Origin of the sequence: Bradyrhizobium iriomotense, from assembly GCF_030160715.1 — a bacterium.
GTDB lineage: Bacteria > Pseudomonadota > Alphaproteobacteria > Rhizobiales > Xanthobacteraceae > Bradyrhizobium > Bradyrhizobium iriomotense.
Genome location: NZ_BSOW01000002.1, coordinates 436,366 through 453,451, shown reverse-complemented (window position 1 = coordinate 453,451; position 17,086 = coordinate 436,366). Strand labels below are relative to the sequence as shown.

15 protein-coding genes are annotated in these 17,086 nt (G+C 64.5%); 5 read left to right on the top strand and 10 right to left on the bottom strand.

Going from position 1 to position 17,086, the window contains the following annotated elements; translation table 11 throughout:
- Nucleotides 1–216 precede the first annotated feature (216 nt).
- Together QQL28_RS04375 and QQL28_RS04370 are read right to left on the bottom strand one after the other, a co-directional pair.
- Entirely contained in the window at nucleotides 217–1,911 is a 1,695-nt protein-coding gene (locus tag QQL28_RS04375; protein ID WP_284261479.1) for an AMP-binding protein, read from the bottom strand.
- A 117-nt stretch (nucleotides 1,912–2,028) separates the two neighbouring features.
- The gene (locus QQL28_RS04370; RefSeq protein WP_284261478.1) at nucleotides 2,029–3,222 is read right to left on the bottom strand and encodes a serine hydrolase domain-containing protein; all 1,194 of its coding nucleotides are present in this window, start codon (nucleotides 3,220–3,222) and stop codon (nucleotides 2,029–2,031) included.
- Nucleotides 3,223–3,565: 343 nt separating this feature from the next.
- Between QQL28_RS04370 and QQL28_RS04365 the strand changes: the two genes are divergently transcribed.
- Nucleotides 3,566–3,886 carry a hypothetical protein gene (locus tag QQL28_RS04365; RefSeq protein ID WP_284261477.1) on the top strand — a complete coding sequence of 107 codons (321 nt, stop codon included), beginning with the start codon at nucleotides 3,566–3,568 and terminating at the stop codon, nucleotides 3,884–3,886.
- Nucleotides 3,887–3,997: 111 nt separating this feature from the next.
- Nucleotides 3,998–5,491, top strand: coding sequence for an NAD-dependent succinate-semialdehyde dehydrogenase (locus QQL28_RS04360; protein WP_284261475.1), 1,494 nt, complete (start codon nucleotides 3,998–4,000; stop codon nucleotides 5,489–5,491).
- Nucleotides 5,492–5,542: 51 nt separating this feature from the next.
- Here the strand turns inward: QQL28_RS04360 and QQL28_RS04355 are convergent, their stop codons facing one another.
- The 4 genes from QQL28_RS04355 to QQL28_RS04340 form a co-directional block, all read right to left on the bottom strand.
- Entirely contained in the window at nucleotides 5,543–5,818 is a 276-nt protein-coding gene (locus QQL28_RS04355) for a hypothetical protein (RefSeq protein WP_284261473.1), read from the bottom strand.
- 196 nt (nucleotides 5,819–6,014) lie between these two features.
- Nucleotides 6,015–6,452, bottom strand: a complete 438-nt coding sequence (locus QQL28_RS04350; protein WP_284261471.1) for a hypothetical protein — start codon at nucleotides 6,450–6,452, stop codon at nucleotides 6,015–6,017.
- A 315-nt stretch (nucleotides 6,453–6,767) separates the two neighbouring features.
- The gene (locus QQL28_RS04345; protein ID WP_284261469.1) at nucleotides 6,768–7,682 is read right to left on the bottom strand and encodes a phosphoribosylaminoimidazolesuccinocarboxamide synthase; all 915 of its coding nucleotides are present in this window, start codon (nucleotides 7,680–7,682) and stop codon (nucleotides 6,768–6,770) included.
- Nucleotides 7,683–7,761: 79 nt separating this feature from the next.
- Entirely contained in the window at nucleotides 7,762–8,679 is a 918-nt protein-coding gene (locus QQL28_RS04340) for a pirin family protein (RefSeq protein WP_284261466.1), read from the bottom strand.
- A gap of 254 nt (nucleotides 8,680–8,933) precedes the next feature.
- Between QQL28_RS04340 and QQL28_RS04335 the strand changes: the two genes are divergently transcribed.
- Both QQL28_RS04335 and QQL28_RS04330 read left to right on the top strand, forming a co-directional pair.
- Nucleotides 8,934–9,995: an AraC family transcriptional regulator gene (locus QQL28_RS04335; protein ID WP_284261464.1), complete on the top strand. Its 1,062-nt coding sequence runs from the start codon at nucleotides 8,934–8,936 to the stop codon at nucleotides 9,993–9,995.
- A 146-nt stretch (nucleotides 9,996–10,141) separates the two neighbouring features.
- Nucleotides 10,142–11,569, top strand: coding sequence for a serine hydrolase domain-containing protein (locus QQL28_RS04330; RefSeq protein ID WP_284261462.1), 1,428 nt, complete (start codon nucleotides 10,142–10,144; stop codon nucleotides 11,567–11,569).
- Nucleotides 11,570–11,663: 94 nt separating this feature from the next.
- On the opposite strand, the gene QQL28_RS04325 is transcribed toward QQL28_RS04330, so the two are convergent.
- Nucleotides 11,664–13,031: an MmgE/PrpD family protein gene (locus QQL28_RS04325; RefSeq protein ID WP_284261460.1), complete on the bottom strand. Its 1,368-nt coding sequence runs from the start codon at nucleotides 13,029–13,031 to the stop codon at nucleotides 11,664–11,666.
- Between the two features lie 123 nt (nucleotides 13,032–13,154).
- Here QQL28_RS04325 and QQL28_RS04320 point away from each other — a divergent pair, with 123 nt between their 5' ends.
- On the top strand, nucleotides 13,155–14,279 hold the full coding sequence (locus QQL28_RS04320; protein WP_284261562.1) for an FUSC family protein: 1,125 nt from the start codon (nucleotides 13,155–13,157) through the stop codon (nucleotides 14,277–14,279).
- A gap of 151 nt (nucleotides 14,280–14,430) precedes the next feature.
- On the opposite strand, the gene QQL28_RS04315 is transcribed toward QQL28_RS04320, so the two are convergent.
- From QQL28_RS04315 to QQL28_RS04305, 3 genes are read right to left on the bottom strand one after another with little or no spacing between them, the layout of a single operon-like run.
- Nucleotides 14,431–15,081 carry a 2-hydroxychromene-2-carboxylate isomerase gene (locus QQL28_RS04315; protein ID WP_284261458.1) on the bottom strand — a complete coding sequence of 217 codons (651 nt, stop codon included), beginning with the start codon at nucleotides 15,079–15,081 and terminating at the stop codon, nucleotides 14,431–14,433.
- Nucleotides 15,081–15,563 carry a DUF2867 domain-containing protein gene (locus QQL28_RS04310; RefSeq protein WP_284261457.1) on the bottom strand — a complete coding sequence of 161 codons (483 nt, stop codon included), beginning with the start codon at nucleotides 15,561–15,563 and terminating at the stop codon, nucleotides 15,081–15,083. Before QQL28_RS04310 ends, QQL28_RS04315 begins: the two co-directional genes overlap by 1 nt.
- Nucleotides 15,560–16,948: an MATE family efflux transporter gene (locus QQL28_RS04305; RefSeq protein WP_284261454.1), complete on the bottom strand. Its 1,389-nt coding sequence runs from the start codon at nucleotides 16,946–16,948 to the stop codon at nucleotides 15,560–15,562. Before QQL28_RS04305 ends, QQL28_RS04310 begins: the two co-directional genes overlap by 4 nt.
- Between the last annotated feature and the right edge of the window lie 138 nt (nucleotides 16,949–17,086).

Here is a 17,086-nt window from a genome sequence, read left to right as displayed (position 1 = left end):
ACTGTCTCCGCGGAATGAATCTGGATTGCTTCGCTGCGCTCGCAATGACGAGCTTGTGGCATCGCGCGTCCCACTAACTTGGTGTCATCGCCCGCGAAGGCGGGCGATCCAGTATCCCAGAGACGGCGCAAGGATACTGTGAAGCCGCGGCGTACTGGATTCCCCGCTTTCGCGGGGAATGACACCTGCATTGCTGTGGCCGCCAGTCTCTAGCTCTCACGCTGTCTTCGCCGCCTTCAGCCCGAGGCGTTTCTCCACGGCATCGCGCATCAGAAACTTCTGAATCTTTCCCGTCACGGTCATCGGGAATTCGTCGACGAATTCGACGTAGCGCGGGATCTTGTTGTGGGCGATCTGGCCCTCGCAGAAGGCGCGGACCTCTTCGGCGGTGAGCTTCTCGCCCGACCTGACGCGGATCCAGGCGCAGAGCTCCTCGCCGTAGCGGGTATCGGCCACGCCAAAGATCTGCACGTCCTGGATCTTCGGGTGGCGGTAGAGGAATTCCTCGATCTCGCGCGGATAGAGGTTCTCGCCGCCGCGGATTACCATGTCCTTGATGCGGCCGACGATGTTGCAATAGCCCTCGGCATCGATGGTGGCGAGGTCGCCGGTGTGCATCCAGCCGTTGGCGTCGAGCACGTCGGCGGTCTTCTCCTTCTCCTCCCAATAACCCAGCATGACGCTGTAGCCGCGGGTGCAGAGCTCGCCGCGTTCGCCGCGCTTGACGATCTTGCCGTCGAGATCGACGACCTTGACCTCGACATGCGGATGAATGCGTCCGACGGTGGAGACGCGGCGTTCGAGCGGATCGTCGACCGCGCTCTGGAAGCTGACCGGGCTGGTCTCGGTCATGCCATAGGCGATGGTGACCTCCCGCATGTTCATCTCGGTGTTGACGCGCTTCATTACCTCGATCGGGCACGGCGCGCCGGCCATGATGCCGGTGCGCAGCGATGCCAGGTTGAAGGTCGAGAACTCGGGATGGTCGAGCTCGGCGATGAACATGGTCGGCACGCCGTAGACTGCGGTGCACTTCTCCTGCTCGATCGTGCGCAGCGTCGTGAGCGGATCAAAGCCCTCGCCGGGATAGATCATGGCCGCGCCGAGCGTGACGGAGGCGAGGTTGCCCATCACCATGCCAAAGCAGTGATAGAGCGGCACCGGAATGCAGATGCGATCCATCTCGGTGAGGCGCATCGCGCGGCCGGTGAAATAGCCGTTGTTGAGGATGTTGTGATGGGTCAGCGTCACGCCCTTGGGCGAGCCGGTCGTGCCGCTGGTGAACTGGATGTTGACGGGATCGTCGAACTGCAAGGATGCGCCGAGCGCGGCCAACTGCTCGCGGTGACGGGCGCCGCCCAGGCGCGCGACCTCGTCGAACGGGATCGTGCCTGATACGGCGGGACCGCCGATCTGGATGACGATACGTAAATTGGGGAGCCGCGCCGCGTGGAGTTGCCCGGGCTTGGCGCTGGCAAGCTCGGGCAGCAGCGTGTTGAGCATCTCCATGTAGTTGCTGGTCTTGAAGGCCGTCGCGGTGACGATCGCCGCGCAGCCGACCTTCTGAAGCGCAAATTCCAGCTCACTCAGGCGATAGGCGGGGTTGATCGTCACCAGGATCAGTCCGGCCTTGGCGGCTGCGAACTGGGTCAAGGTCCATTCCGGGCGGTTCAGCGACCAGATGCCGATCCGCGCTCCGTGCTCCAGGCCGAGCGCAAGGAAGCCGGCAGCGAGCGCGTCGACCCGCTCGGCAAACTCCTTCCAGGTCCATCGCACGCCGTGGCTCGGCGAAACCAGTGCCTCGCGATCGCCCCAGCGCCGCACGGCCAGGTCGAGGCTGCGTCCGATAGTGTCGCCGAGCAGCGGCGTATCGGAAATGCCACAAACATAGCTGTCAGCTTGGTCTGCCAAGGTCGTGTCCTCCAGCCTGGTTCATGATGACCACGTGCCCCGAGGGCGTGGGCCTTCGGGGCACGGTACATCCTGTTGTGAGCGCGCGCGATACGGCGCGCCTTAGACTTTAAGGGGCTATGCCGCCCTCTGCCCGCTTCCGGCGTCGAGGCCGGCATAGACGCCACGTTCGAAGCCGGCGAAGGCTTCCAGGCAGTCCTTGTCGACGAACGGCAATAACTGCATCAGGATCACGCCAGTGACGTCGCGCGACGGATCGATCCAGAAAAAGGTGTTGGCGAGTCCCGCCCAGGCGAGGCTGCCAGGGCTGCGGCCTTCCGCGGTCTTGGCGGTGTTGATGAGGAAGCTGAGGCCCCACTTCTTGGCCTGCTCCGGATAGAGATCGACGTCGTTGGTGTAGATCGGTAGAGCCGAAATCATCTTGGTGACGTTGAGATCGCCGATGTGGTTCTGGGTCATGGTCGAGATCGTCTCAGGCCTGAGGACCTGGTTGCCATTGCCGCGGCCCTTGTTCAGGATCATCTGGGTGAACTTGATGTAGTCGCCTGCGGTGGAATAAAGGCCGCCGCCGCCCATGTGGAATTCAGGCTCCTGCTCGAGTTCGAACGGGATCGCGCCAAGCTGTCCGTTCTCGCCGCGCGCATGCATGCCGACCAGGCGCTTGCGCATGTTGTCCGTGATCTTGAATGCCGTATCGCTCATGCCGAGCGGAGCGAACAGGTTGTCGCGCAAATACGCATCGAGCTTCTTGCCGCTGACGGCTTCGACCGCCTTGCCGACGAAGTCGATATTGGTGCCGTATTCCCAGCGCGTGCCCGGATCGGAGGTGATCGGCGTCTTCAGCGCATCGTTCTTGCAGGTGGTGATCCCGGGAAGGCCGGTCTTCGCCAGATAGGCCGCCATGTCGCCGTTCCACAGGTCGTAGCAGAAGCCAGCGGTATGGGTCATGAGCTGACGCAGCGTGATCTGTCGCTTCGCGGGCCGCAGCTTTGGTTCGCCATTGGCATCAAAGCCCTCGAGCACTTGCGGGGAGGCGAGGTCCGGCAACACCGTGCTGATCGGCGCTTCGAGTGAGAGCTTGCCCTGTTCGACCAGTTGCATCGCACCCGCTGAGGTCACCGCCTTCGTCATCGAGGCAATCCAGAACACGCTGTCGACAGTCATCGCATCGGGCTTGGACAGATCACGCTTGCCGAACGCGCCTTCGTAGAGCACGTCCTTGCCGGTTGCGGCGATGGCGACGATGCCGGGAATTGCCTCCAATTCGCTCTTCTGGCGCAGAACCTGATCGATCTGGGCTTTGCTTTGCATGCGCGTTTCCTCCGGTTTGATTATTGTTGGAAGTGATCGATTGTCCTCCCGCGAACCACGTGCGGCAAGCATCTCAACCGTCGCGCCGTTCGCGATGTCGTGACTTGACGAGTGGGCACCCGCGAAGGACGAGAAGGGGACTAAACTGCAACACCTCGTCACAATCTGCGGTGGATGACCGCGACTAGCCGTGACCGCGCGGGTTATCAGGCGATATGCTTCGGAGCATACTGCTCCGAAACATTTTGTGAACCAAGGCGTTCAGAACCCGGCCAAATCGGCGCGGCCGATCAAAGACTTGATTCAAATATTGGCGGCTTCGGTTGCCGCGAGGGGACTTAGAATGATTTCGACGTGGAGCGAATGGAAGCGCTATCCCCGTGCCGGACGGGGGGAGAACCTCGAGGCGCCGATTTCGCCAGGCATTTATGAAGTCCGGATCGCCGGCACCGGCGCGCTACATTCCTTCGGAGCGGTCGACAACCTGGCGCAGGCCCTCGCACTGTTGCCGGTCGGCTCGAAGTCGTGGTTCGGCCGGCGTGCTACGAAGGCCGTGCCGGATCTCGAATACCGGACCTGTGCGACCTCGACCAAGGCCGACGCGAAGGCGGCCGCCGAGCGCATGATCGGCCGGCGCGAGACCTATATGAGCGGTGCGGCATAAGGCTGCGCTGCCCCCAGCTTAACTTGATGCTGCTGTGCGCTGCGCACCGGTGCATTGCTCGCCGGTTGCTCCTATATTCCGGGCCAATCCGAGAGCCTCAGGAGCAACGCCATGACCCCGACCGCCGCCGCACGTGCCTCGCAATCAGCCTCCACCCTGCGCGACCGTCTGAAGGATGCCTCGCTCCTGCGCGAGGCCTGCTACATCGACGGCTCCTGGGTCGGTACGCCGTCACGGCCGGTGACCAATCCGGCGAACGGTGTCGAACTCGCGAAAATCCCTGTCATGAGCACGGCCGAGACGACGCAGGCCGTGGAAGCCGCCGAGCGCGCCTTTCCGGCCTGGGCCAAGCTGACCGCAAAGCAGCGCTCCAATATCTTACGCAAATGGTTCGAGCTGATCGCGGCCAATCGCGAAGATCTGGCCCTCATCCTCACCTCGGAGCAGGGCAAGCCGCTGACCGAAGCGCTCGGGGAGGTCGATATCGGCGGAGCCTATGTCGAATTCTTCGCGGAGGAAGCCCGCCGCGTCTATGGCGAGACCATTCCGACGCAGCGCCCCGATGCGCGCCTGCTTGCGATCAAGCAGCCGATCGGCGTGTGCGGCGCGATCACGCCGTGGAACTTTCCCTGCTCGATGATCACCCGCAAGGTTTCGCCGGCGCTCGCGGCCGGCTGCACCGTGGTGCTGAAGCCAGCCAATGAAACGCCGCTGACCGCGCTGGCGCTGGTGGCGCTCGCTGAAAAAGCCGGCGTGCCGAAGGGTGTGCTCAACATCCTCACCGGCAATTCATCGGCCATCGGCAAGGTCTTGTGCGAGCATCCGGCCGTGCGTTTCGTCGGCTTCACCGGTTCGACCGAGGTCGGAAAGATCCTCTATCAGCAGGCGTCCGTCGGGGTGAAGAAGCTCGGCCTCGAGCTTGGCGGCAACGCGCCCTTCGTGGTGTTCGACGATGCGGATATCGACGCCGCGGTCGAGGGCGCGATCGTCTCGAAGTATCGCAATATGGGCCAGACCTGCGTCTGCGCCAACCGCCTCTATGCGCAGGACAAGATCTACGACCAGTTCGTCGAGAAGCTGTCCAAGAAGGTGGCGGCGATGAAGATCGGCGACGGCACCGAGGCCGGCGTGGTGCAGGGGCCGCTGATCAACATGGAAGCGGTCGACAAGGTCGAGAAGCATATTGCGGATGCGGTGAAGGGCGGTGCGAAGATCGTCACCGGCGGCAAGCGCCATGCGCTCGGCGGCAGCTTCTTCGAGCCGACGGTGCTCGCCAACGTCAAGCCGGACGCGCTCGTTGCGCATGAAGAAACCTTCGGCCCGCTGGCGCCGGTATTCCGCTTCAAGGACGAAGCCGAGGTGATCGCGATGTGCAACAACTCGCCGTTCGGTCTCGCTTCCTACTTCTATTCACGCGACCTCGGCCGCGTCTGGCGCGTTGCGGAGGCGTTGGAATCGGGCATGGTCGGCGTCAACACCGGCCTGATCACGACGGAAGTGGCGCCCTTCGGCGGCGTCAAGGAAAGCGGCCTCGGCCGCGAAGGCTCGCATCACGGCATGGAAGAATATGTCGAGATCAAATACGTGATGATGGCAGGGATCTAACCGGCAATCGATGCTGCGCGCCGGCGATTTGAATTCGCCGGCGCGAATGCATCAGCGGCACACGTAGGCGCCGTTCACATAGACGCGGACGCATGCTGTGCTGGCTGCTGCCGCACCCACGGCCGCTCCGCCTACGACGGCGCGCCGCGTGGTCCGACGTGCGACGCCGGCGACGCTCGCCGGGGTCGCCGGTCGTCCGACCCTGGCTTCAGCGGATTGAACGACGAGCGTGATGCCGTCGTCGTGTGACCAATTGATCGAGCCGAAAATTCCACAGCCTAGAACGGCTGCAACAAGCAGTATTCGCTTCGTGTCGACCAGCTTCATGGCAACCTCCCTCGGGATATCAAAGCCGAGTGGTCAGCATTCTTTTTGTCATTTGCTCCCGGCTTGATCTGGATCAAAGCAGCAGAGGAATTGCAGGAGCGGCCTGGCCGCTGTTGCGGGCCGCGCGTCTTCTGGCAGAGCATGCAAGATGCAGGAGACGGCCCGAAAGCCGCCTCCCGCTCATGCGTTTGCATCATTATTGACAGCGATACATCCGGCCGTCGTCCATCTTGGTCAGCGTGCCAGGTGCGCAGACCATGCCGTTTCGCTTCCGCCAGTCCTCCGCGGAGTAGCCGTAAGCCGCGTAAGGACCGCCACCCGCAGTGTAGCCCGCACCTGTGTAATAGGGAGCCGTCCCCCATCCCCATCCCGGTGAGGTCGCGGCAATCGCGGCGCCTGTGCCAACCGCTACGGCGCCTGCCCCGACTGCGGCGGCACCATATGCGGCTCGCCGCGTCTGTCGACGCGCCACGCCAGCAACGCTCACGGGAGTCAGCGGGCGACCGACCCGCGCCTGTGCACTGTCGACCGACATCGAGACGCCGTGCTCCTCAGTCCAGGTGAAGGAGAACAACGCCGCGCAGGCGAAGGTCGAGACTGCTATTGCAATTCTTGTTGCACGTGTACGTGTCATGTTTCTTCTCCATTGCTGTCTTCCAAATGCGCTTTCGCTGTCCGGGGGCCATTGGTCCCTGGAGGTCTTCCACGCGCTGGTCTGGAGCGGCGTGCAACCGGAGCCGTTTGCGCAGAGCGCAAGCGGCGGCAGTCGCGATTGCGACAGGAGAAGCTTCATCGGAGGCACGCCGTATCGTGCTCGGAGAGCCAATGGCACGCAGGATCATATTGGAAATCGGTGCCGGCAGCTATCGTCCCGACGCACCGCAATGGGTCACGCCAACTGCCTCATTGCAAGGCTTGGTGGCGCAATCTCATGAGACGGAAGTCAAACTCAGATGGCGAGCTCGGCCCCCGTCACGCGCCGATACGCTTCCAGATACCTCTTGCTCGTCGCCTCGACCACGCTCGCCGGGAGCGGCGGGGGCGGGGCGTCGCCGTTCCAGCGACCGGCGCGGCGCTCGACATCGAGATAGTCGCGCAGCGGCTGCTTGTCGAAGCTCGCTTGCGGCTGGCCGGGCTTGTAGGCATCGACTGCCCAAAAGCGAGAAGAATCCGGCGTCATCACCTCGTCGATCAGGATGATGCGGCCGTCCTTGTCGCGGCCGAACTCGAACTTGGTGTCCGCGATGATGATGCCCTGCTCACGCGCCAGCTCCTCGCCGAGCGTGTAGATCGCGCGCGTCATGCTCTCCAGCGTATGGGCGACCTCGTCGCCGACGATCTCGCGCATCCGCGCGATCGTGATGTTCTCGTCATGGCCGGTCTCCGCCTTGGTCGCCGGGCTGAAGATCGCAGGATCGAGTTTTTCGCTCTCGACGAGGCCTGCCGACAGCTTCTCGCCGGCGAGCGTGCCGCTTGCGGCATATTCCTTCCAGGCCGAGCCGGAGATGTAGCCGCGGATCACGCATTCGATCGGAAACACCGTGGTGCGCTTGCATAGCATGGCGCGGCCGAGGATGTCGGCACGGTGCGCTTTCAGCGCCGGCACGGCTGCGATGATCTCGTCGGTGTTGGCGCTGATGACGTGATGCGGCACCACGCCCTCGAGCTCCCTGAACCAGAAGGCGCTGATTTGTGTGAGCACCGCGCCCTTCATCGGAATGGTCTCGCCCATCACGACGTCGAAGGCGCTGATGCGGTCGGTGGTGACGAGCAGCAGGCGGTCGTCATCGACGGCGTAGATGTCGCGCACCTTGCCGCGTCCGATCTTGGGGAGCGGCAGGTCGCTGATCAGCATGGTGGTCATCGGCAAAACTTTCGCAGACAAGGCCTTCAGGCAGGAGATCTCAGGGCCGCGCGGTAGTGCGGCCTGAGATCGGGATAGCCTATTCCGGCAGCGGAATGAACTCGTGTTCCTGCGGAACCGCCGCAAAGCGGCCGGTTTTCCAGTCCTGCTTGGCCTGCTCGATCCGCTCCTTGCTGGAGGAGACGAAATTCCACCAGATGTGGCGCGGACCCTCCAGCGCATCGCCGCCGAGAAACATCATCCGCGTCGGCCTCACGGCCTTAACGGTGATGCGGTCGCCGGGCCGGAAAATCAGCAGGCGCGGCCCTTCATACCGTTCATTGGCGATCTCGACCTCGCCATCGACGACGTAGATCGCGCGTTCCTCGTGATCGGGGTCGAGCGGCACGCGTGCGCCTTCCGCGGCCGTCACCTCGGTGTAGAACCAGGGCGAGACCATCGAGACGGGCGAGGTGATGCCGAACGCAGAGCCGGCGATCACCCGCGCGGTGAAATCGCGCTCGGAGATCATCGGCAGGTCGCCCGCGGCGTAATGCTGGAACGACGGCGCGATCTCTTCGGACGCTGCTGGCAGCGCGATCCAGCTTTGCAGGCCCAGCATCTTTTGACCCGAGGCGCGCTGCGTATCCGGCGTGCGCTCGGAATGGGCGATGCCGCGGCCTGCGGTCATCAGGTTCATCGCGCCGGGCTGGATCTCCTGGATGTTGCCCTCGCTGTCGCGATGCATGATCGCGCCGTCGAACAGATAGGTGACGGTGGCAAGCCCGATATGCGGGTGCGGCCGCACGTCCATGCCCTTGCCGGAGACGAACTGCACCGGGCCGAAATGATCGAAGAAGATGAACGGCCCGACCATCTGCCGCTTGCCATGCGGCAGCGCCCGGCGGACCTCAAATCCATCGCCGAGATCGCGGGTGCGCGGCACGATGACCAGATCGAGCGCATCGCATGTCTTGGGATCGCCGAGCACGGGATCGTTATCGGGCATCCAGCTCATGACGGGCTCCTTCTTGAGTTGAGTTTCTCGAGTTTCTTGGGCCGATCGTAGCAGGATTTCGCATCGTCGTCGCGACAAAGGGACAAACGTCGCGTCGCAATAGCGCCACACATTCCGCGGTCATCGCCCGCGAAGCCGGGCGATGACAGTTGTGAGTGAGGCGCCGCTAACCCTGGTAAACGGATGGTCCTTGAAAAAAGGCGCTCAACAAACGATGTTCGGTTGATTTCATCCGAGACCGTTCGCATCGCCCGATGACCCTTGCCGCCCTCGAGCTTGCCTTTCGCGCCGCCAGCGTCGCGCTGCTGCTGATGCTGGCGGCGTCGCTGTTACAGGACTTTCGCAAAGTGCTCGCAGCTCGCCTCGGCGCGGCCTTCGCGCTGGGCTCGGCCGCGCATGCGGCGAGCTATTCGGTGGATGTCACGTCACCGATCCCGCTCCTGCATGCACCGCTGATCGCGTTGTCGACCGGCGACATCGTGGTGTTCTGGCTGTTCACACGCTCCCTGTTCGACGACGAGTTTCGCCTCCGCTGGTGGCACGGATGGGTCTGGGCGCTGGTGACGGCCTTCAGCTTCGCAGGCTGCGTCTGGATTGCACCCAGCGGCCATGTGCGGTTCTCGGTGACGATGGTCAATCTGATCGTGCTCGGTTTCATCGCGCTTGCGGTCGGGCAGATGATCGCCTCCTGGCCGGCCGACCTGGTCGAGCGCCGCCGCCGCGTTCGCATCTTCATCGTCTGCGTAACCGCGCTCTATGGCGGGCTGAACGCGGTGCTCCAGATCGCCGTCGCCGGCCACCACGTCGGCGATGTCGCCGAAACCATCAATGCCGGCGTGCTCGCCTGCACCGTCGCGGCAATCGTCTATGCCATGATGCGCGTTGACGGGGCGGAACTGTTTCCGGCCGCGGCGGAGCCCGCACCGCCGATTGTTTTCAGTCAGCCTGCGGCCGATGACGCCGCCGATCAAAAGCTCATCGACGCCCTGATGCGGCTGATGGGGGACGAGCGGATCTATCGTCAGGAGAACATCACCATCGGCGTACTGGCGGGCCGGCTGAAAATTCCGGAATACCGGCTGCGCCGGCTGATCAACCAGCGGCTCGGCTACCGCAACTTCAATGTGTTCCTGAACAACCACCGCATCGAGGAAGCCAAGGCCGCGCTCGCCGATCCCGCCCAGGCCGAGGTCCCCGTCACCACCATCGCGATGGACGCCGGCTTCCAGTCCCTCGGCCCGTTCAACCGCGCCTTCAAGGCGGTGACCGGGGTAACGCCGACGGAGTACCGGCGGCTCAAGGTTGACGCAGCCTAGATTTCAGACCTTTGAAATCACGTAAGAATTCCGAAATCGACTAGTCCCGATCAGTTTTCGACGAGGTCGCTTTTCAAATCCGGCGAGCGCGTATCGCCCGCATCCGGCCTGCTCTCCCGCACTCGCCCCGCAGCCGGAGAAAGCCCGTGACCCGTCGCCGTAAGATCGTCCTCGTCACCACCGCCATCACCTGTGCCGGCCTCGCGCTCGGCGCGGCGCGGGCGCGTGACGTGCCCAAGGTTGCCACCGGCTTCATCGCCGACACGCTCTGCTCGGAGACGTTCGTCTCCGGCCTGGATCCGCAGCGCGACCTCGCCGAGACCACCGACGCGATGCCGGGCACCGGCCTCCTGACCTGGGCGATGAATTTGCAGATCGATCGCGCCCGTAAGGATGTCACGGTGTCCCTGTTCGGCATTGGCCGCAGCCATGCCGTCTATCGCGAGGGGCTCGGTTGTACGCTCGAGCACGGACAGGGGATCGCCGATGTCGTGTTGCCGCCTGACGACAAGCAGCCCGCACTGCTCCCCGAGATCGCCGGCCCAGGGATCGTGCCGCCGCAAAGCGAGGGCCTGGCAGCCGCGCTCGACCGCGCCTTCACTGAACCCGCGCAGCCGCCTTATCGCCGCACCCGCGCGATCGTCGTCATGAAGGCCGGCCGCATCATCGCCGAGCGTTATGCCGATGGCATTGGGCCTGAGACACAGCTGCTCGGTTTCTCCATGACGAAGTCGGTGATCTCGGCGCTGACAGGCATTCTCGTGCGCCAGGGCAAGTTGAAGCTGGATGGGCCCGCGCCAATCGCCGCCTGGCAAAATCCCGATGATCCGCACCATGCCATCACGGTCGATCAGTTGCTGCGTCACACCGCAGGCATTGCGCTCGGAAGTTCGCTGGAGGCGTCCCTCGGCTCCGCACTGGAGCCGGTCAACGCCATGAAGTTCGCCGAGGACGACATGACCAGCTTCGCTGAGCGCGCGCCGCTCGCGACCGCGCCGGGCACAGCGTGGAATTATCACGATGGCAATTTTCTCATTCTCGCGCATCTGATCCGCAACGCCGCGGGCGGCAAGCCCGCAGATGCGCTGGCCTTCGCGCGCCGCGAATTGTTCGCGCCGCTCGGCATGAACAACATCACGCTTCAGCTCGACAGTGCCGGTACAATCGAGGGCTCCAGCAACATGCTGGCCTCCGCGCGTGACTGGGCGCGCTTCGGCCAGCTTTATCTCAACGACGGCGTTGTCGGCGGCAAGCGCATCCTACCGGAGGGCTGGGTGAGTTACTCCGCGTCCGCCACGCCGAACGCCTGGGTCGGCATCGGCGCCGGCTTCTGGACCAATCAGGGCGACAGCTTTGGTGCAAAGTTTCGAAGCAAGCACGGCTGGCCGCGCGATGCGTTCTTCGCCAAGGGCACGATCGGGCAGTACACGATCGTGATTCCGTCCGAGCGTCTCGTGATCGTGCGCCTCGGCCGCTCGCAGAACTGGCCGCCGGAGGTGGACGGCGTGTTTCAGCTCGTGAGCGACGTGGTCGCAACGACGCATGACAAGAGCAAGATGGCAGGCGCGAAGTAACGCGCTCTCTTCCCTTCTCCCCTTGTGGGAGAAGGTGGCGCGAAGCCACCCTCTCCCACAAGGGGAGAGGGTGTAGCGCCCGTGCGGTGGGAGTTCACTGCCTTCCCAACTGCGTCGCCTTCGCCACGCGATCGAATCGCTCCAGCGACAGGATCGCATCCGCGAATTGCTCCGCGCGCGCGTTCAGCACCGGGCGTGCCAGCGTCAGGAATTTTTGCTGCATCGCCTGCGCATCCGGGAACGAGTTCGGCTCGCCGGAGGGATCGGCGTAGAGGCGCTCGTGCACGCCGTCGTCGGTGGTGATGCTCACGCGAGCGCCGAAGGGATGCGGGCGGCCTTCCAGGCGCGAATCCTGCACGACGTCGAACCGGTCGGCTAGCGCGTCGATCGCGGCATCGCCGAGCCGGCCATAGTCGTCCCAGCCAAAGCTGCCCTGGTCGAGCGCGAGCGCGCCGGTGAAGAACATCGAGAACTGGCCGCCGACGATCGAGCGCGGGTGCCGCTTGGTCGCGGCATCGCCGGTCAGCGTGATGCCGTTGCGATGCAGGCCGATCTCGACACGCTTGACCTGCTCGGGCGTCAGGTTGTGCTCGCGCCGCATCGCGATCAGCGCGTCGATCGCGGCGTGGGTATAGCGGCAGCTCGGATAGGGTTTGACGCCGATCTTCATGGTCTCGTAGCTTTTGCCGAGCTCGGCTGTGGCTTTGTCGGGATGCGCGTCGTCGGTGTAGCCGACCAGAAGGCCGTGCTTGCCCTCGACCGATTCCGTCGAGCCGATGAAATCGTTGCGGGCCAGCGTCGCCGCGATCACGCCGTTCATCGCGGCGGCACCGACCTGGTAGCGCTTGTTCCAGGCGCCGTTGACCAAAAATTGCAGCGAGCCCGCGGCCTGGCTGCCGGAGACGCCGAAGGCCGAGATGATCTGCGTCTCGGACAGGCCGTACAGCTTTGCGGCGGCGGCCGCCGCACCATAGGTGCCTGCGGTCGCGGTCGGATGGAAGCCGCGGGCATAATGCGAGGTCGGGTCGAGCGCGTTGCCGAGCCGGCAGCAGACCTCATAGCCCGCGACGATCGCGGTGAGCACGTCGCGCCCGGAGGCGCTGACCATCTCGCCGACCGCGAATGCGGCCGGCACCACCGGCGCGCTCGGATGCAACGAGGAATCCGCATGCGTGTCGTCGAAATCGAGGGAGTGGCCGAGGGCGCCGTTGAGGAGCGCGGCGACCGCCGGCGTCCAGGTCTTGCTGTCGCCGAACACGGTGGATTCGCCCCTGGTATCGAGCGCGAGCGCTTCCAGCATCTTTAGCAGCGACGGCGTCGATTCCGCCTCGCGGCGCGCGCGGATCGCGCTGCCGAGGAAATCGAGCGTCAGCACCTTTGCACGCTCGGCGACCTCCGCCGGAATATCATCATATTTCAGATTGGCGACGTAGGCGGCGAGCGTTGCGGTTTCGTGGGCCATCGTGTTTCCTCGTTTTGGCCGGCAGGGTAGGCGGGCGGATTTTTCCTTTCAAGCCGCCCTGTGGGTACGGGTATCAGCTATGCTTTTGGCCGTTGACGAGGATGGGTATCGGGACAGGCGATGATGGCGCTCGCAAAGCAGATGTTCGACCGCATCAGGTCGCGAAAGACGCAACTGGGGTTGGCGGTCCGGGTCACCGTGGCGGCGACCGCCGCCTATGTGATCGCCACCGCGCTGCATCTGCTGTTGCCCCTCTGGGCGGTGCTGACCTCGCTGATCGTAACCCAGATGAGCGTCGGCCGGTCGCTGAAGGCGACACGCGACTACATGCTCGGCACTGTCGGCGGCGCCATCTATGGCGGCACCATCGCGGTGATGATTCCTTATTCCAGCGAGGCGGAGCTGTTGGGCCTGCTAGTGCTGGCGGTCGCACCGCTCGCCTTCGTCGCCGCGATCAATCCGAGCCTGAATGCGGCCACCGTCACCGCGGTGATCGTGCTTTTGGTGCCGACCATGCATCATGCCGATCCGCTCGCCTCGGCGATCGATCGCGTCAGCGAAGTTTCGGTCGGGGCGATCACGGGACTCATGGTCTCGTTCCTGGTGCTGCCGTCGCGCGCGGTGCAACAGATCCGCGCGAGCGCGGCGCGCCTGCTCGAATTGATCGCGGATGCCTTCACCGAATTGCTGAAAGGCCTGACGCGCGGCCGCGACAACGATGCGCTGCATCGGATCCAGGATGGCATTGGCACCGCGATGGTGGGACTCAACGCCACCGGCGCCGAGGCCGAGCGCGAGCGCGCGGCGCGCCTGTCGAGCGGGCCCGACACCGGTCCCCTGCTGCGAACCGTGCTGCGGCTGCGCCACGACGTCGTGATGATCGGCCGCGCTACCGTGGTGCCGCTGCCGGCCGATGTGCAGATCAGGCTTGCCGCGCCCTTGTCGGAGGTCGGCACGGTGATCGCGCAGTTCCTGCGCTCGGCGGCCGCGGCGCTGCGGACCGGCGCCGGTGCGCCGCCGATCCATCCCGTGCACGTCGCGCTCCAAACCTATGCCGATGCGGTCGCTGCCGTCCGCCGTGACGGCCTGATCCGCGGTGCGCCCGGCGATACCGCGGAGCGTTTTTTCGCGCTCGGCTTCTCGCTGGAGCAGATGCACCAGAATCTCTGCGACCTCGATCGCGTCGTCGGCGAATGGTCGGAGGCGGCGGCGGACAAGCCGGCGCGGGTCGCGGATCAATCAGGATAATTGCCGTGGAACGCGGTTCACCTCTCCCCGCCGGGGAGAGGTGAGACGCACTAAAGCATGATCCGGAAAAGTGTGAAGCGGTTTTCCGGAAAGATCATGCGCAAACAACAACCTAAAGCGCGATGACGATTCATCCTAATCTCATCGCGCTTTAGCGCCGTTTCAAACCCTTGCTTTCCATGCGCCAGACCAGGAGATCGATGCGGTCCTGGCCGAAGAACGGCTCGTTTGCGAACACGAAGGTCGGCACGCCCCAATGGCCGGAGGCCGCGTGATCCTTTTCGTTCGCGGTGATGACCTGCTCGTAGCTATCGGGATCGGCGCTGACAGCGGCATCCATCGCGGCGAGATCGAAGCCGGCTTTTTCGGCGGCACGCGCCAGATGGTTGCCTTCGTTCCATCCCTCGACCGAGCCATCCCACAGCACGCGCGCGATCGCACTGGTAAATTCGAGCGCGCGGCCTTCGAGCTGCGCCATGGCGCCGAGCCGGGTCAGGCGGTGGATGTAGGGTTGCTCCGCCGCGACCTCCAGCGTCGTCCGGTCCTGCACAATCGGGTCGGGACGGGGAAAGCGAAACGGAATGTTCTGGTGCTGCGCCACGCGGCTGCTGTCGAGGATGATGTAGGGGATGAACTGCCGGTTGGTTCTCTTGAAGAAGCCGGGCACGCGCACGGCCAGCGGATAGACCGGCCGCAGGTTCACCGCGAGATCATAGTCCTCGACGAGTTTCAGCGTTCTCGGCAGCGCCAGATAGCTGTAGGGACTGCGGAAGGAGAAGAAGAGGTCGACTGAGAGGGTCATCAGACTGCCTCCACGATCCGTCCCATCATGCCGCGTACCACCAGCTTGTGGAAGGGCATGATCAGCGTGAGATAGATGCGGCCCAGCAGATTATGCGTCCGCACCAGCGTGGTCGAGGTCACCTGCTTCTGCGCCGGATCGCCGGCGACATCGACCACGAGGCGGAAGTCGAGATGATAATCGTCGAAGCCGGCTACGAGCCGCTCCGGCGTTTCGCTGACCACCGGAAACAGGCCGATCAGGCCGCCCGGCGCCGGCGCGCCTTCGCCCGACGTCTTGAGCCCGAAGGGCGTCACCAGGATGTTGCGCAGGCGTATCAGCGCATCGATCCAGCGCGGTCCGTGCAGCACCATCCTGACACAGGCCTCGCGGGCGGTGAGCGCCTTCCGGCCGATCGCGACGCGATAGGCGTCGATGAACTGCGCGCCGGCGAGCAATGCGTCGGCGTCGACCTCGGGGGTGACTTCGCGGACGGGCGTCATGCCCCCAATCTGGGCGCCAGCCGCTGGAAGCGCAAGATCAGAAGGGTGGCATAGACGAAGGTCCCGAGCGACAGCCCGATCCAGACGCCGACCGCGCCGAGATGGACGTTGAAGGCGAGCAGCCAGGCCGTCGGGAAGCCGACGCACCAATAGCCGATGATGGCGAACATCAGCGTCATTCTGGTGTCATTGAGGCCGCGCAGCGCCCCGCCCACGATGGTCTGGAGGCCGTCGGCAATGAAGAAGGTCGAACCGACCAGCAAGAGGGTCGCGGTCAGCTCGATGGTCTCCGAGCTTGTTTCGCCACCGCCGAAGAACAATCGCGCCAGCGCATATCGTCCGATCACGATGGCCAGCGTAAGGCCGGCGACGAGCGCGATTCCGAGCAGCATTGCGACGAGGCCCGCGCGCTTCACCGCTGCCGGCTCGTTGCGGCCAAAGGCATGTCCGACCCGCACCGTTGCCGCCATGCCGATGCCGAGCGGAATCATGAACAGGACGGCGGTGACCTGGAGCGCGACCTGGTGGGCGGCAAGCGCGGTGGTGCTGATCAGTCCCATCAGAAGCGCGGCCGAGGAGAACATGCCGTATTCCATCAGCAGCGCAAACGAGATCGGCGCGCCGATCATCAGCAGCTCGCGCATCAGAGGCCAGTCGACCCGCCAGAGATGGACGAGCGGATGATAGTCCGAGAACGGCTTGCGGAATGCGGCAATGGCCAGCGCGGCGAAGAACGTGCCGAAGTTGACCAGCGTGGTCGCGAGTCCTGCGCCGAGCAGGCCGAGTTTTGGCAGGCCGAACAGGCCGTGGATGAGCAGATAGACCAGCACCGCATTGGCGGGGATCGCGGCAAAGGTGATCCACAGCGGCGGTTGCGGCCGGTTCACCGCGCCCGTGAACCCGCGCAGCGCAATGAAGCCGAGCGCCGGCGCGATGCCCCAGGCGAGCCCGAACAGATAGCGTTGCGCAAGTGCAGCCGAATGCGGCGTCTGTCCGAGCGCCAGCAGGATCTCTTCGCCATAGAGCGGCGAGGCCATCATCGGCAGCGAGATCAACAGCGAGACCCACAGGCCGACGCGAAGGGAGCGCCGGATCCGCCTGACGTCGCCTGCGCCAAAGGCCTGCGCCGCCAGCGGCGCCACCGCGGCGACGAGGCCGAGACCGAAGGTGAAACTGATGAAATAGACCGTGTGCGCCAGCGCCGCGGCCGCCACCGCGTCCTCGCCGACCCGGCCGATCAGCGCGAGATCGGTCGTCATCATCGCGATTTGCCCGAGCTGCGTCAGCATCATCGGCACGGCCAGCCGCAACGTCTCGCCGAACTCATCGGCGAGGTGGTTGGGCGCGGCAAATTGCTGCGGCGGGCGCTGGACGTGTTCGAGCATGTGGGAACAATAGCATTGGCGCGCGTCCAAAACATGGCCACACGCTCTCGTGTCCCGGACGCGCGAAGCGCGAGCCGGGACCCAGAATCACGGACGCACGTCTCGGCCGTATCGGCCCCGGCTCAGCAGCGCATCACG

Bases quoted from the DNA above. Each gene is read 5' to 3' on its own strand.
- QQL28_RS04325 (WP_284261460.1), bottom strand. From the start codon at position 13,031: ATGGCCCACGAAACCGCAACGCTCGCCGCCTACGTCGCCAATCTGAAA.
- QQL28_RS04320 (WP_284261562.1), top strand. From the start codon at position 13,155: ATGGCGCTCGCAAAGCAGATGTTCGACCGCATCAGGTCGCGAAAGACG.
- QQL28_RS04315 (WP_284261458.1), bottom strand. From the start codon at position 15,081: ATGACCCTCTCAGTCGACCTCTTCTTCTCCTTCCGCAGTCCCTACAGC.
- QQL28_RS04360 (WP_284261475.1), top strand. From the start codon at position 3,998: ATGACCCCGACCGCCGCCGCACGTGCCTCGCAATCAGCCTCCACCCTG.
- QQL28_RS04370 (WP_284261478.1), bottom strand. From the start codon at position 3,222: ATGCAAAGCAAAGCCCAGATCGATCAGGTTCTGCGCCAGAAGAGCGAA.
- QQL28_RS04340 (WP_284261466.1), bottom strand. From the start codon at position 8,679: ATGAGCTGGATGCCCGATAACGATCCCGTGCTCGGCGATCCCAAGACA.
- QQL28_RS04345 (WP_284261469.1), bottom strand. From the start codon at position 7,682: ATGACCACCATGCTGATCAGCGACCTGCCGCTCCCCAAGATCGGACGC.
- QQL28_RS04310 (WP_284261457.1), bottom strand. From the start codon at position 15,563: ATGACGCCCGTCCGCGAAGTCACCCCCGAGGTCGACGCCGACGCATTG.
- QQL28_RS04305 (WP_284261454.1), bottom strand. From the start codon at position 16,948: ATGCTCGAACACGTCCAGCGCCCGCCGCAGCAATTTGCCGCGCCCAAC.
- QQL28_RS04365 (WP_284261477.1), top strand. From the start codon at position 3,566: ATGATTTCGACGTGGAGCGAATGGAAGCGCTATCCCCGTGCCGGACGG.
- QQL28_RS04335 (WP_284261464.1), top strand. From the start codon at position 8,934: ATGACCCTTGCCGCCCTCGAGCTTGCCTTTCGCGCCGCCAGCGTCGCG.
- QQL28_RS04350 (WP_284261471.1), bottom strand. From the start codon at position 6,452: ATGACACGTACACGTGCAACAAGAATTGCAATAGCAGTCTCGACCTTC.
- QQL28_RS04355 (WP_284261473.1), bottom strand. From the start codon at position 5,818: ATGAAGCTGGTCGACACGAAGCGAATACTGCTTGTTGCAGCCGTTCTA.